Here is a 14513-nt window from a genome sequence, read left to right as displayed (position 1 = left end):
TCGCGGATCTAAAGAGCGCTGGTGTCGGGCGTCTCGACGGTGGAGGGGTCGACCTCGGTCCACTCGTCGGTGGTGATGTCGTGGGTGTAGACGGCGTCCACCTCACCGTCCTGGTTCTCGTCGACAAAGGCCACGTCGTGGACACCGTCGACGTCCTCGTCGACGAAGACCGTGTCGACTTCGCCATCCTCGTCGGTGTCGGAGACCGCCGTCTCGTGGTGCTCGTCGCCGTCGGTGTCGAAGGCGATGGTCTCCGGCTCGCCGTTCTGGTCGTAATCCTGGATGAGTGCGTCGCCGGAACCGTCGGCGTCTACATCGACCAGGGCGGACTCGACGACTCCGTCGCCGTCGATGTCGAAGACCTCGAGGACGGTGGCGTCTTCGGCGATTTCGGGGATGCTGTTGTCGGACATCGGGTTCTCCTTGTGTGCGGGGCGGGTGCAGGCCGTGGTGGCTTTGCTGTGTTGTGAATAGGAGAAACCCGGTGGCGTGAATGTTCCGGTTGTTCGGAGAAAATCTCAGGAAGATTTTGCTGCCCGGTGGATCGAGCCGGGAAAAGTCAGTGCGAACCCCTCGAGAGGGCGAGGTCGGCGGCCGCCTCGATGCCGTCGTTCCAGGGCTCGCCGTGCCCTGGCAGCACCACCGATGCGTGCGTATCGGCGAGTCTCTTGACCGAACCCAGGGCGCGACCACTGTCTGCTGTCGCGGCACCGGCAACGATCTGTGGTCCGGTCTGGGCGGTGTAGGGATCGAGCGTGACCAGTGCGTCGCCGGCGATGAGGGCGTCGCGGTCGGGGAAGTGCAGAGCGATGTGACCGACTGTGTGTCCCGGCGTCGGGATGACCACCGGCGCCCCGGGTAGCACCTGGTCGGTGGTGATCGGGGTCGGATCGAGTACTCCCCGAACCATCAGTGCCCCGGCCATGGTCATCCGCCCGAGCGCGGGAATGGATGCCGGATACCGAAGGGGGTAGAGCAGCCGCGTCTTCTCGTGCTGGTAGCGGTAGGGATGCCGGGCGAGCCGTTCGTCGTCGGTGTGCACCCACACCGGCACATTCCACTCCTTCTGCGCCCGACGTGCGGTGCCCACGTGGTCGAAATGCGCATGGGTCAGCACTATTCCTTCGACCGAGTCGGGCTTGCGGCCCAGTTCGTCGAGGGCTGAGATCAGGTGCGGCCACACCCGGGGCAATCCGGAGTCCACGATCAGCACCCGATCGCCGTACTCCACGAGATACAGATTCGTGGAGGCGTAGGTCAACATGTGGATGCCCGGGGCGACATCTTTGCTCAGCACAGTGCTGCTCCGATCAGAAGTGGATCTTCAGGGCGTCTTGTGTCTGGCGGCTCCCGGCGGATTACCCGGCCTGCGGGGCCTCAAAACGCACAGGTCCGGCGAAGGTTCCTGTTCCACCGGTTGCGCCGAGGTGATCAGAGTTCACGTTTTGTTGAGTCCGCGTTCGATCGGCGGATGCATCAAGCTCTTCTGCTCGCGACACAGTCCGAGGATGCGAGTGGTGCAGGTCGCGAACTTCTACGGCCCCCGGTCCGGGGGCCTCCGGACTGCGGTCGATCAACTCGGGGCCGGGTACTGCGCGGCAGGGCACGACGTGACGCTGATCGTTCCGGGACCACTGCACACCGAGGAGAAGTTGGCGTCCGGAGTCGTGCGGATCACCGTCCCCGCTCCCAGGGTTGCGTTCACCGGAGGATATCGGGTGGCGCGGATGCGGCCCGTGGTCGACGTCGCCGCTGCCATGCGACCCGACGCCATCGAGGTGTCCGACCGGCTGACGCTACGTGGGCTCGGGCAATGGGCTCGGCGCCGAGATGTCGCCAGCACGATGATCTCCCACGAACGCCTCGACCGCATGCTCGGTCAGGTGATGCCTGCACAGGCCGCGCGACGGCTGGCCGACGTGGCCAACCGCCGCACCGCACAGTCGTACGACACGGTGGTGTGCACCACCGACTTCGCCCGCGAAGAGTTCGACCGGATCGGTGCGACCAATGTCAGGCGGGTCCCGCTGGGCGTGGATCTCCAGACCTTTCATCCCGATCGTCGTGACGCCGGGACTCGTGCCCGGTGGGCGAGGACGGATCAGCCGCTCTTGGTTCACTGCGGCCGATTGTCGGTCGAGAAGCACGTGGACGGGAGCATCGACGCGCTTGGTGTGTTGCGCGACAACGGAGTCGACGCCCGGTTGGTGATCGCGGGCGACGGGCCGATGCGAGGTCGGCTCGAACGCCGCGCCGCCGGTCTGCCCGTTGAATTCGCGGGGTTCATCACCGACCAGCTGGCACTCGCCCGGCTGCTGGCGTCCGCGGATGTGGCACTGGCCCCGGGACCGCACGAGACCTTCGGGTTGTCGGCGCTCGAATCCCTTGCCTCGGGGACACCGGCAGTCGTCTCCGCCACGTCGGCGCTCGCCGAGGTCCTCGATCGAGGGTGCGGGTTCGTGGCAGAGAACTCGCCCGAGGGTTTCGCCCATGGCATCGGTGATGTGTTGTCCCGGCCCGAGGTCTCCCGCCGGGAGGCCGCCCGGCGCCGTGCAGAAGACTTCGGGTGGCCGCGGGCGGTCCGGGAGATGCTTGCCGCGCTGGCGGTGTGACGGACGCCCGGATCAGATCGCGCGACGCATCATCGAGTAGGTGCGCAAGAGTACGGCCACCGCCTGCTCCTCGGCCGCGGACCCGCCCATGAGGCCGGCCTCATGGACCTGGCGAAGGCGTCGATCCAGCTCGGCCGCAACGGTATTGCGGTCAGCGGTGGGCGGCAGGCCGATCCGTCCCGCGATACCCGATCCGATCAGGATCTGCCGTAACTCGCCGACCCAAGGCGACTCGGGGTCCGATCGGGTCAGGGCGTGCATCGCCTTGAACTCGGCCATGGTGTGTGCCTGAGGGGTCTGACGAACCTGCCGCAGGTACGACCGGATCTGCCCGCCTGCAGGATGGGTCAACGCCAGATGTTCGATCTCGGTGCACGCCCGCACAGCTCGCGTGATGAGTACCGACCGGGTGAGATCGAGTTCGATGTTCGCCCGGAGCTCATCGACTCCCGAACGCTGCTGCAGCCATGAGTTGACCGCGTGGGCGCCGCGCGGGGCGAGCTTTCTGGCGTGCCGTAAACCGTACTCGCCCAACAGGTCCAGCAGTCGGTCGCGCTCGGCGTCGGTGCCGATGGAGGGGGTCTCTGCTTCCAGCCAGAGCTCGAGCGCCGTGTCGGAGAGCCCGGCCAGTGCCGCCAGTGCGTCGGCATCGGATTCGGTGAACTGGCCGGTCTGCGCCGTCTGCGCCAACAGTCCGGCGACGGGCTGCACCGTCAGCAGGCTCGCCGACATCGATTCGGCGATCACGGCGGACTGTGCTCGTGCCGCGTCGATGGGATCGACGTCGCCGAACGCGCCCTCGCCCAGGGTGTCTGCCTTGGCCAGGGCCCCGATCGTGTTGACCGCCGAGAAACCCAGCTCGCGTAGGAACTGCACTTCGTCGGCGCGCGGCGTCGCGTCGAACAGGAAGATTGCCGCGTCGGCGTTCACCGACGCGTCGCGGGTCTGCCCGAACCCGTCGATCAGTGCGCGGCGGGTGGCCTGCTCGTTGCCGGTGGTGATGGTCGCCAGTCCGGGGGTGTCGATCAGCACCATGCTGCGCAGCAGTCGGCTCGGCAGGAAACGGTCGAGATAGGCGACCTGATCTGTTGGACAACCCAATTCGGTGGGTCTGCCGTCGATCAGCCGGACGGTGTGCCGGGCGCCGCCGATCTTCACCGCCTCGGCGCGCGCCGGCGCACCGTCCTGGTACACCGCAACCACCTTGGTGCACTCGGTGGCCGCGGTGTCGGCCACCAGGTCGCCGATCAGGGCGTTGACGAGTGTGGACTTGCCTGCCTTCACCCGCCCGACGACCACCACACGCGGCGGCGCCCACAGGGTGTCGCGGATCTGAGCGGTGCTGCGAGCCAAGGGGCGGTCGATTCGTGCGATCTCTGCCAGCGCCGCGGTGAGCTGATCACGGAGAGCATGGGGCCGGGTCCGTCGCCCTTCGTGGGGCCGGCTCACGGGGTGTCACCGATGGAGGCCGGCTCTGTGCCGAGTACCGGGTCCTTCTCGAGAGCCACATGCTCGCCCAGGTCCACATCGCTGCGTCGGGCATCGGCTTTGAGCCCGGCGATGGCGGCGTCCAATTGTTCGATGAGAGAGACGATCTCGGTGAGACGACGGGTCAGACCGCGCACCCGCTTGTCGCGGGTTGCCTTGTCTTCCTTTGCCGCTTCGGCTCCGGCGTTGATCTGTTCGGTGATCTCATCGGTCTGGGCACGCAGGTGACGGCGATAGGCCACCACGATTTCCGGGCGCGCGGTGGCGACGGTTCGGTCGATCACACGCAGAGTCGATTTGTTGGCGAGCGACAGTGTTTCACGCAGCCAGGTGATGAGGTGCTGGCGTCCGTTGCGCATGGCGCGGTAGCCAGGTTCACCGACAACCAGACACCTCCGGCCACGAGCCCGATCGGCAGCACGGCCGCCATCGCGAGGCTGCCGAAAATCGCGCCGCCGACCATTCCGCCGGTCAGCAGATTGGCCCCCATGAAGCCCATCATCATGGCGCTGGGATCGACGACGTCTTTCCACTTCCTTTGCACCTCTGGAGAATTGATGTCCTCGGCCACCAGCGCGCTCGCAACGGTGTCCATGATGTCTTCCCAGTGCTCGTCGTTGCCGAACAGCCGGGAGACGATGTCGTGTAGCGAGGTCGCGAAGGTGTCGAATGCCCGCGCCGACGCGGCCTGTAGGTCGGACATGATGGCGGCGGTGAACACCTGTGGTTGCTTGCGCAGGATGCGCCACCCCTCGCCGTTGATCCGTGCGCTCCAGTCCTCCTTGATCTTGTTGAAATCGGCGTCGAGCACGGCCACCGCCCGCTGACGGGCGAGGGTGATGTCGCGGGATAGGTGCTGGTCCCACTCGGTGCCGTGCTCGCGAAGCGCCTTGAGCTGTGCCTTTTTTTCGTTCAGGTCGTCGAGTGCGCTCGAATTGCCCTGCACCACAGCGATCTCGGTGTCGAGGCGGGTCTTCATCCGATGCATGCCGCTCAGGCAGACCTGCAGTCCGTCGAGTTGCGGCGCGATCTCGGCGTTGTCCAGCAAGCCGGTGATGGCGTCGCGCAGCGCCGGTATGCCCGAGGCCGTGAGGATTTCCTCGCGGGTGTCCGCAGGTTCGGTCAACGCAGCAAGCGCGCGCACCCCGGACACTCCGATCACCTGGACATCGCGACCGAGTCGGCTGCGGACTATCGTCCTGTTCTCCTCGGCGATGGTTCGCCAGTTGCGGCGGTTCTTGTCGATCTTCGTCATCGCCACCACCACGGAACCGGAGGTCTCGGTAGCGGTCCTGAGGAACTCGATCTCCGGTGCCGTCAGGGGAGCGGCGCTGTCACACACCATCACGATCGCCCCGGCGCGGCGCGCGGCGGTCAGTGCCAGGCGCGCGTGCCGTGGGTCCAGGCCGCCGGCGCCCGGTGTGTCCACCAGGGTGAGACCGGGGAGGTGCAACGGGTCGACGGCAACCACGGCCTCGGTGGGCAACGCCTCGATCGTCGGGTCGAGCACGTGGCGACCACCCATCGTCACCCATTCCGGGAGCTGGTCGACCGGGATCACCTGATCAGAATCGCCGAAGACCAGGCGGGCGGTGCCGGCCGCAAGCGTGTCGTCGGGTGGCGAGAACCACACGCTCGCGCTGGTGGTGATGTCGACACCGACGGGGGCGAGGTCGGCCCGGCCGATGAGCGAGTTCACCAGGGTGCTCTTGCCGCGCTTCACCTCACCGACGAAGACCACCGCAGCTGCCGAGTCGGCTGCGTGGAAGCGGGCTTGTGCCAACTCGGCGGCCTTCGTCTGTCCGTACTTGCGCAGCGTCTCGGTCGCAGCGGCCAGGGCTTCGGCCGCGTGGGCGGTGGCACCTGCGTTCACGGTCACTCCAGATTCGATCGAGTAAAAGGGTCAGTCGATGGATCGGTTTCGCTGCCGATAACTCTGCCGTATCCCGGGGTGTCTGCGACATTTATCAAGTGACCGACATGAGCGAGCGTGACCTGGTACTACGCAGTCAAGAAGGCGACCAGGCGGCTTTCGGTGAACTCGTCACCCGCAACCGCGACCAGATCTGGGCCGTCTGCCTACGGATCACCGCCAACCGACACGATGCCGAGGACGCCCTGCAGGACGCGCTGGTCGCTGCCTGGCAGAACATCGGCAAGTTCCGTGGCGACTCGAAGTTCACCAGCTGGATGTACCGGATCGCCGCGAACGCCGCACTCGCGGTGATCCGCAAGCGTCTCGACACCTCGGCAGACGGTCCACCGGAGTTCGAGTCGGCTGCGCCCCGGATCGATGCCCAGGTGACCGACGTCGACCGGGTTCGCACCGCCCTGGCCACGTTGCCGCTGGAGTTCCGCGAGGCAATCGTGTTGCGCGAGTTCGGCGATCTCTCATATCAGGAAATAGCCGACCAGCAGGGGGTGGGCGTGCAGACTGTGAAGAGCCGGATCAACCGGGCTCGCGCCAAACTGCTGGAGATTCTGCAAGATGCCTGAGGCAATCCCCGCCACGATCGACACCATTCCCGCCACCGCCGAGCCCGAGGATGCCCTCAATCGCTTCGCGTTCGGTCTCGACGCCGCCGACCGAGGTCTGCTCGAGTCGGCATTCACCGACGACGTCTTGTTCGACGTCAGCCGGGTCGGCGACCAGGACAGTGGATTTCCCCCGATCGAGGGCCGCGAGTCGGTGGTCGGGATGTTGCTGATGTCGATGGGACCGCTCGACACCATGCACGCACTGTCGAATTTCCGGGTTCGCGTAGACGGTGACCGTGCCGTCCTCAACTGTTACGCGATGGCCCAGCATTTCCGCCCGGGTGAAGGGCCATCGCGGCACACCACCGACCAGGTGATGATGGGCAACAAATACGACGCCGAGCTCGTCCGCGACGGCGACATCTGGCGGATCAAGCGCCTCACCATCGTCACCGTGTGGTCGCAGGGCAACCCCGATGTCCTGATCGACCACCTGCGCTAGCCCGCCCCACCCCGATGTTGTGCCCTTGTGGCGGCCTCGACCTGGGAATTTGGTCGCCAGAAGGGCACAACATCGGGTTCACAGGGTCAGGTCGTCGCCCGTGGAGTAGTCGTCGGTGAGGTCGGGGCCGATGGAGAAGTCGGTTGCATCGCCGTCGATGTCGGCGTCGTCGGTCTCGAAAACATCGTCATGGGAGTCGACATCGCCGCCATCGACACCGGCGACGAGATCGCCTTCGGTGGAGCTGTCGTCGTTGTCGGGCACCAGTTCCTCGAAACCGGAACCGTCGTGGTCGAAGGCGGCTTCGAGACTCTGGTCGAAGACCGCCGGGTCAACCGCGTCGTCGGCGGCGATCTGCGAAAAGATGTCGCTGAGCGGGTCGTTTGGGCTGGTCACGGTACTTCTCCTCGGTCGTGGGTGCCGCTGCGCGGGCGGCGCGCGGCATGTTGGTCGGTGATAGGAGTGCCGTGGACCCCGGAATGTTCCCCAGAACACCCGCTTTGTTGTCCGTGCGTGGCCCGTGGCGGGTCGAGCTGCGGGGCCGGTCCGTTACGCTGAACACCCGTGACCCCCGACAGCTCCAGTTCCGATACCACCTCAGGCTACGACCTCATCATCGTCGGATCGGGCTTCTACGGACTGACCATCGCCGAGCGCGCCGCGACCCAGCTGGGCAAACGCGTCCTGGTTCTCGATCGCCGCTCGCACATCGGTGGCAACGCGTACTCCGAGCCCGAGCCCACCACCGGTATCGAAATCCACAAATACGGTGCCCACCTGTTCCACACCTCGAACAAGAAGGTGTGGGACTACGTCAACAAGTTCACCGACTTCACCGGGTATCAGCACCGTGTCTTCGCGATGTACCAGGGGCAGGCCTACCAGTTCCCGATGGGTCTCGGCCTGGTGTCGCAGTTCTTCGGGCGGTACTTCACCCCGGACGAGGCGCGAGCGCTGATCGCCGAGCAGTCCAGCGAGATCGAGACCGACAAGGCTGCGAACCTCGAAGAGAAGGCCATCAGCCTCATCGGCCGCCCGCTCTACGAAGCCTTCGTCAAGCACTACACGGCAAAGCAGTGGCAGACCGATCCCACCGAGCTGCCGGCGGCCAACATCGCGCGCTTGCCGGTGCGGTACACGTTCGACAACCGCTACTTCAACGACACCTACGAGGGACTTCCGGTCGACGGATACACCGCGTGGCTCGAGAACATGGCCGCCGACGACAACATCGAGGTCCGGCTGAACACGGACTGGTTCGATGTGCGCGACGAGCTGCGGGCCCAGAGCCCCGACGCCCCTGTGGTGTACACCGGGCCGCTGGACCGCTACTTCGACTTCGTCGATGGCGAGCTTGGCTGGCGCACACTCGACTTCGAGACCGAGGTCATCGAGACCGGTGACTACCAGGGCACCCCGGTGATGAACTACAACGATGCCGACGTGCCATACACGCGGATCCACGAGTTCCGTCACTTCCACCCCGAACGCGAGTACCCGGCCGACAAGACGGTCATCATGCGGGAGTTCAGCCGGTTCGCCGAGAGTGGCGACGAGCCCTACTATCCGATCAACACCCCCGAGGACCGAGAGAAGCTGAACGCCTACCGGGCCCGGGCCAAACGCGAGACCGCGTCGAACAAGGTGCTGTTCGGTGGCCGACTCGGCACCTACCAGTACCTGGACATGCACATGGCCATCGCGAGCGCACTGACGATGTACGAGAACACGTTGGCACCGCATCTCGAAACCGGTGCGCCGCTGGCGGAGACGCAGCCAGAGGCGGAGCCGGGCTCCACCAAGGCCGGCTCGACCCCATCGGAGAGGCGTAACTCTTGACAGTCACCACTGCAGCCGAGCAATCACAGAATCCGCAGACGTACGACGCAGCCAAGAACCTGCTGCAACGCGTCATCCTGCCGCGCCAGGGCGAGCCACTCGACGTGCGTTCGCTGTACCTGGTGGAAGCCACGAGCAATGCGCGTCGGGCGCACGCGCCCACCCGCACATCGGTGGTGCTCGGGGCCGAGACCGAGGTGAGCTTCGAGACCTACTTCAACGCTTTCGCCGCCTCGTACTGGCGTCGGTGGACTGTCCTGAAGTCGGTGGTGCTGCGGATCGAGCTCGTCGGCAAGTGCCGAGTGGACGTCTATCGCTCCAAGGTCGACGGTTCGCGTATCGCAGTCGACGGCAACCTGGTGCCCGTCGACGAGAACGGCAAGGGCGCCATCGAGTTCGAGGTGGGACTCGAGCCGTTCGAGGATGGCGGATGGATCTGGTTCGACGTCACCACGGACACCGACGTCGAGGTGACGTCGGCCGGTTGGTACGCACCGATCGATCCTCCCGTCGGTCCGGACACCAAGCGCGTCACGGTCGGTATCCCCACCTTCAACCGCCCCACCGATGCGGTCAATGCCCTGCGGGCCCTGACCTCCGACCCGTTGGTCGACGAGGTCATCGATGCGGTGATGATGCCGGACCAGGGGACCAAACTCGTCACCGAAGAGGCCGGATTCGCCGAGGCCGCAGCAGCATTGGGCGACCGGCTCCACATGTTCAAGCAGGGAAATCTAGGTGGCTCGGGCGGCTACTCGCGCATCATGTACGAGGCCCTCAAGCTGACCGACAGTCCGTACATCCTCTACATGGACGACGACATCAGCATCGAGCCCGACTCGATCCTGCGTGCGCTGGCGATGTCCCGATTCGCCAAGTCGCCCATGCTCGTCGGTGGGCAGATGCTCAATCTGCAGGACCGCAGCCATCTGCACTGTATGGGTGAGGTGATCAACCACGACACCTTCATGTGGACCAGCGCGCCCTACGTCGACTACGACCACGACTTCGCGCAATACCCGCTGCGCGACCGCAGGCACTCCAAGAACCTGCACCGTCGCATCGATGTCGACGGCAACGGCTGGTGGATGTGCATGATTCCGCGGGAGGCTGCCGAGAAGGTCGGCCTGCCCATGCCGCTGTTCATCAAGTGGGACGACTGGGAGTTCGCCCTCCGCGCCGGCAAGGCGGGATATCCCACCGCCACCATCCCCGGCATCGCGATCTGGCACATGGCCTGGAGCGACAAGGACGACGCCATCGACTGGCAGGCGTACTTTCATCTGCGTAACCGCCTGGTCGTCGCGGCCATCCACCACGACGGGTCCACCGCCGGAATCCTGAAGTCGATGGCGAAGGCAACCGCCAAACACCTGCTGTGCCTGGAGTATTCGACGGTCGCCATCCAGAACGAGGCGATCCGCGACTTCCTTGCGGGCCCCGAACACGTACGGGACCTGTTGCCCACGGCACTGCCCAAGATCGCGGCGATGCGCAAGGAGTACCCCGATGCGGTGGTGCTGCCTTCGGCCACCGAACTGCCGCCGACCACCGGTGAGGCCACCGCGTACGGCATGACCATCCCGCTCAACCCGGTGGCGAAGATCCGTTCGCTGAGCGCGAGCATCATCAACAATCTGCGTCCGGCCGATCCTCGCCATCACGAGGTGCCGCAGGCCAACTATCCGCCGCTGCAGGCCCGTTGGTTCAGCCTCGGCCGGGTCGACGGGGTCACGGTCACCACCGCGGACGGCCGGGGAGTGGTCTACCGGCAGCGTGACCGCGACAAGATGGTTGCGCTGGCAAAGGAATCAGCTGCCCTGGTTCGTGAGCTGAAGGCCCGGTTCCCCGAGATGCGGGAGACGTACCGATCCGCTCAGGCCGACCTGGTCAGCAAAGAGAGCTGGGAACGTGTCTTCGGAATCGACTGATACGTATCCCGCGGCGTTCGCGCCGATGAGTGGCGAGACCAAAGTTCTTGTGGCCGTACAGAATGTGTTCGTGGACAAGCCGGGTGCCGTGGCTTCGGCCCGAGCACTGTCGCACTTCGGTGAACACTCACTGGGCTGGCTTGCGGTCGCGGGCACAGGTGCTGCCATCGCACAGATCCGCGGCGACGAACGTGGTCGGAACCTGTGGGTGGCCGCGGGTGTCGGAGCCTTCGGTGCCCATGCCGCCTCGGTGGTGCTCAAACGCATCGTCAGGCGCAGGCGCCCCGATCATGCCGACGTGAGGATCGGGGTCGGAACCCCCAGTAAGTTGAGCTTCCCATCCAGCCACGCCACATCGACCACGGCCGCGGCCATCCTCATCGGTCGCGCCGCCGGTTTACCTCCTGCCGCGCTACCCGCTGCGCTGGTTCCGCCCATGTTGTTGTCGCGGTTGGTGCTCGGCGTGCACTACCCGACCGACGTCATCGGGGGCGCGTTGATCGGTGCCGCCTGCGCCGCCGCGGTCGGTGCCGGTGAAAGACTGACGAGAACAGAGAGCCGAGGAATGTTGTGAGCGAGGAGCCGATCGAGCACGACGTGGTGCGCGGCCCGCCGAAGAATCTGGCGACCGGTCTGGTGAAGGCTGTCCGCCCACGGCAATGGGTCAAGAACGTCCTGGTCCTGGCTGCACCGGTGGCGGCCGGAGCGGTCGACGAACCCGACATCCTGGGCCGGACGGCCATCGCGTTCGTCGCGTTCTGCCTGGTCGCCTCGTGCATCTACCTCGTCAACGACGCCCTGGACGTCGAGGCCGACCGCAATCATCCCACCAAGCGCTTCCGTCCGATCGCGGCCGGGGTGGTCCCGGTCAAGCTGGCGTTTGTGCTCGCCGTCGTGCTCGGTGTCGCGTCGATCGGGATATCGTTCCTGGCCAACTGGCAGCTCGCGGTGGTCATCGGCATCTACATGGCCATTCAGCTCGCCTACTGCTTCGGCCTCAAACACGAACCCGTCATCGACATCTGCATCGTCTCGTCGGGCTTTTTGCTCCGTGCGGTCGCGGGTGGCGTGGCCGCCGATCTTCCCAACGGTCTGTCCAAGTGGTTCCTGCTGGTGATGACCTTCGGTTCGCTGTTCATGGCGGCCGGTAAGCGGTACGCCGAACTGCAGCTCGCCGAACGGACCGGCGCGAAGATCCGCAAGAGCCTCGAGTACTACACCACCACCTACCTGCGCTTCGTCTGGACATTGTCCGCAACCGCGGTGGTGCTCTGCTACGGCATGTGGGCCTTCGACACGGACGGCGGCCACGACGACAATGTCTGGTACGCGCTGTCCATGGTGCCTTTCACCATCGCCATCTTGCGATACGCAGTGGACGTCGACGGTGGTCAAGCGGGCGAACCCGAAGAAATTGCGCTCGGCGATCGTGTTCTCCAGCTGCTGGCAATCGCGTGGATAGTATGCGTGGGTGTCGCGGTCTATGCCATCAGCTGAACGGCGGCCATCAGCTGAACACCGGTCAGCAGTTGAGAATCGGCCGGTAGCTGAACCACGCGTGCTCGGCCGCAGCGTCAATCCGGCCACCGTTTCACTGTGGATCAGCGCTGTCGTGGTGGGTGCGATCTTCGGTTACGGCGCGTGGCAGCGCCGGTGGATCGCCGACGACGGTCTCATCGTCTTGCGCACCGTCCGGAACCTGTTGGCCGGCAACGGACCCGTCTTCAACGAGGGGGAGCGTGTCGAGGCCAACACGTCGACGGTGTGGACGTACCTGATCTGGTTCTGGAGCTGGATCACCGACGCCCAGACCGAGTACGTCGTGTTGTGGATAGCCCTGGTCCTCTCCATATCGGCCGTCCCGATCGCCATGTACGGCACCGGACGGCTCTATCGCATCCGCAAGGGCACCGGTCCGGTCAACCCCGGCTGGATGTTGCTGCTGCCTCTCGGAGCGCTGGTCTACATCACGCTCCCGCCTGCGCGTGACTTCGCCACCAGCGGCCTCGAGGCTCCCCTCTGTATCTTCTGGGCCGCGGTGCTGTGGTGTCAGCTCGTCGCCTGGAGTCAACGGCCCATCCCAGATCGCGGCATCCTTCAGGGACGCAAACAGGTGGTCACCACCCTGTTGCTCGGATTCAATGCCGGTCTGTCCCCCCTCATCAGGCCCGAACTCGCCGTCGTCGGCGGACTGGCGTTACTGCTCGTGGTGTGCGCGCCGATGACGTGGCGGATGCGCTTCGCATTTGCCGCCGCAGCGGCGGTGGTTCCGGTGGGCTACCAGATCTTCCGGATGGGTTACTACGGCCTTCTCGTTCCCAACACTGCCGTGGCCAAGGACGCCTCTGGCTCGAAGTACGAACAGGGCCTCAAGTACCTGGGCAACATGTTCAGTCCTTATGTACTGCTGCTCCCGTTGTTGGTCGCGGTGGTCGCGGCCGGTCTTGCGTGGTACCTGCAGGCCCATCGGGTCCAGGCCCAGGTGGCACCTGGGGAATCTCGTTCCGGTCGAGTCGATCTGGTGAAGGGGCGGGCCGAGTCGGGTTGGCGTGAGCGCGCCACCAGTTGGAGTCGGCGGTTGCATACCCCGACCGCGGTGGTCGCACTGATACTCGTCTCGGGATTGCTCGAGAGCTTCTATTGGGTGCGCCAGGGCGGCGACTTCATGCACGCCCGGGTGCTGCTGGTCCCGCTCTTCTTGCTGATGCTTCCGGTGATGGTGATCCCGATCGCGCTGCCCGCAGGCGTCGGGCGTGATCACCTCGCCGGTTGGGTCGGCACGGTGGTGATGGCCGGGCTGTGGATCACCACGGTGGTCTGGGCGGCTTCCACGTCTCATGTGGCCGGGATGAAGAACGGCACCGAGATCGGCAGGCAGGGCATCGTCGACGAACGGCGCTTTTATATACAGAACATCGGGGTGGAGCACCCCGTCACGGCTGCCGACTACCTCAATTATCCGCGGATCCGAGCGATGGTCGAGGAGATCGCCGAGCACAGCGACACCGGCGGGGTGTTGCTGGCGTCGCCGAACTACGACGAGTGGTACTTCGATCCGCTACCCGTCCCGCCACCGCCCGGAGTCCCCAAACAGCTCACGGTCTTCTATCTGAACCTCGGTATGACGAGCATGAACGCGCCACTCGATGTGCGGGTGACCGACCCGATGGGCCTGTCGTATCCGATCGCGGCGCACACGGACCGGCTTCCCGACGGCCGGATCGGACACGACAAAGACCTCGAGGACGAATGGGTGATCGCCGAGTCCGGCGCGTGGTCGAGATACCCGGTGTTGCCGGCGAATCTCGATGCCGACGACGTGCAACAGGCGAAGGTGGCGCTGACGTGCAAGCCCACCCAAGATCTCATCGCCTCGTACTCGCAGCCGTGGTCGTTCGCCCGCTTCAAGCACAACCTGCGTCAGGCGGCCGGATTCACCTCTTACCGGATCGATCGGATACCCGAGTACGAACTGCAGCGGTGCAAACTACCCATTCCACCGCCGCTCTACCCCCGGTAGAAATCCCACATGCTGTGCAATCGCCCACATTAGTCTGAGATTTCCCTGAGAAATCGAGGTCGATCGGCGCGGGAGCTCACCGAGCCCGCAAAACCGCAAAAGCCAAGGTCTCGAATGTGTAACGCGGCGTTTCGCGTGCCCGA

At 65.4% G+C, this 14513-nt stretch carries 14 protein-coding genes; 8 read left to right on the top strand and 6 right to left on the bottom strand.

The window, feature by feature from the left end; all coding sequences use genetic code 11:
- Nucleotides 1-8: 8 nt before the first annotated feature.
- Nucleotides 9-413 (bottom strand): hypothetical protein, encoded by a 405-nt coding sequence (locus W823_RS0127795; RefSeq protein WP_023954876.1) that lies wholly within the window; start codon nt 411-413, stop codon nt 9-11.
- Nucleotides 414-559: 146 nt separating this feature from the next.
- Nucleotides 560-1297 (bottom strand): MBL fold metallo-hydrolase, encoded by a 738-nt coding sequence (locus W823_RS34410; RefSeq protein WP_023954874.1) that lies wholly within the window; start codon nt 1295-1297, stop codon nt 560-562.
- Nucleotides 1298-1508: 211 nt separating this feature from the next.
- Between W823_RS34410 and W823_RS34405 the strand changes: the two genes are divergently transcribed.
- On the top strand, nt 1509-2612 hold the full coding sequence (locus W823_RS34405; RefSeq protein WP_031331318.1) for a glycosyltransferase: 1104 nt from the start codon (nt 1509-1511) through the stop codon (nt 2610-2612).
- A gap of 12 nt (nt 2613-2624) precedes the next feature.
- Here W823_RS34405 and W823_RS34400 read toward each other — a convergent pair whose 3' ends face one another.
- From W823_RS34400 to W823_RS0127785, 3 genes are read right to left on the bottom strand one after another with little or no spacing between them, the layout of a single operon-like run.
- A complete protein-coding gene (locus tag W823_RS34400; protein WP_023954870.1) occupies nt 2625-4061 on the bottom strand; it encodes a GTPase in 1437 nt (478 codons plus the stop codon).
- A complete protein-coding gene (locus tag W823_RS0127790) occupies nt 4058-4384 on the bottom strand; it encodes a hypothetical protein (protein WP_031331315.1) in 327 nt (108 codons plus the stop codon). The genes W823_RS34400 and W823_RS0127790 overlap by 4 nt, the downstream gene beginning before the upstream one ends.
- Complete coding sequence (locus W823_RS0127785; protein ID WP_161633965.1) at nt 4381-5973, bottom strand: dynamin family protein; 1593 nt, start codon at nt 5971-5973, stop codon at nt 4381-4383. Before W823_RS0127785 ends, W823_RS0127790 begins: the two co-directional genes overlap by 4 nt.
- A gap of 107 nt (nt 5974-6080) precedes the next feature.
- Between W823_RS0127785 and W823_RS34395 the strand changes: the two genes are divergently transcribed.
- Together W823_RS34395 and W823_RS34390 are read left to right on the top strand one after the other, a co-directional pair.
- Complete coding sequence (locus tag W823_RS34395; protein ID WP_023954868.1) at nt 6081-6596, top strand: RNA polymerase sigma factor; 516 nt, start codon at nt 6081-6083, stop codon at nt 6594-6596.
- Nucleotides 6589-7080, top strand: a complete 492-nt coding sequence (locus W823_RS34390) for a nuclear transport factor 2 family protein (protein ID WP_023954866.1) — start codon at nt 6589-6591, stop codon at nt 7078-7080. Before W823_RS34395 ends, W823_RS34390 begins: the two co-directional genes overlap by 8 nt.
- Nucleotides 7081-7158: 78 nt before the next feature.
- Here W823_RS34390 and W823_RS34385 read toward each other — a convergent pair whose 3' ends face one another.
- Nucleotides 7159-7476 carry a hypothetical protein gene (locus W823_RS34385; protein WP_023954864.1) on the bottom strand — a complete coding sequence of 106 codons (318 nt, stop codon included), beginning with the start codon at nt 7474-7476 and terminating at the stop codon, nt 7159-7161.
- Nucleotides 7477-7644: 168 nt separating this feature from the next.
- Here W823_RS34385 and glf point away from each other — a divergent pair, with 168 nt between their 5' ends.
- From glf to zomB, 5 genes are read left to right on the top strand one after another with little or no spacing between them, the layout of a single operon-like run.
- Complete coding sequence (glf, locus tag W823_RS34380; protein ID WP_023954862.1) at nt 7645-8919, top strand: UDP-galactopyranose mutase; 1275 nt, start codon at nt 7645-7647, stop codon at nt 8917-8919.
- Nucleotides 8916-10850, top strand: coding sequence for a glycosyltransferase (locus W823_RS34375; RefSeq protein ID WP_023954860.1), 1935 nt, complete (start codon nt 8916-8918; stop codon nt 10848-10850). Before glf ends, W823_RS34375 begins: the two co-directional genes overlap by 4 nt.
- Nucleotides 10831-11424: a phosphatase PAP2 family protein gene (locus W823_RS34370; protein WP_031331309.1), complete on the top strand. Its 594-nt coding sequence runs from the start codon at nt 10831-10833 to the stop codon at nt 11422-11424. Before W823_RS34375 ends, W823_RS34370 begins: the two co-directional genes overlap by 20 nt.
- The gene (locus W823_RS34365) at nt 11421-12347 is read left to right on the top strand and encodes a decaprenyl-phosphate phosphoribosyltransferase (RefSeq protein WP_023954856.1); all 927 of its coding nucleotides are present in this window, start codon (nt 11421-11423) and stop codon (nt 12345-12347) included. Before W823_RS34370 ends, W823_RS34365 begins: the two co-directional genes overlap by 4 nt.
- Nucleotides 12334-14370, top strand: coding sequence for a flagellar motor control protein ZomB (zomB, locus tag W823_RS34360; RefSeq protein ID WP_031331306.1), 2037 nt, complete (start codon nt 12334-12336; stop codon nt 14368-14370). Before W823_RS34365 ends, zomB begins: the two co-directional genes overlap by 14 nt.
- The last annotated feature ends 143 nt before the right edge of the window (nt 14371-14513 follow it).

The organism is Williamsia sp. D3 (genome assembly GCF_000506245.1).
Taxonomy (GTDB): Bacteria; Actinomycetota; Actinomycetes; order Mycobacteriales; family Mycobacteriaceae; genus Williamsia; species Williamsia muralis.
The sequence above is the reverse complement of the archived record's forward strand: the minus strand, read 5'-3'. Positions and strand labels throughout refer to the sequence as shown.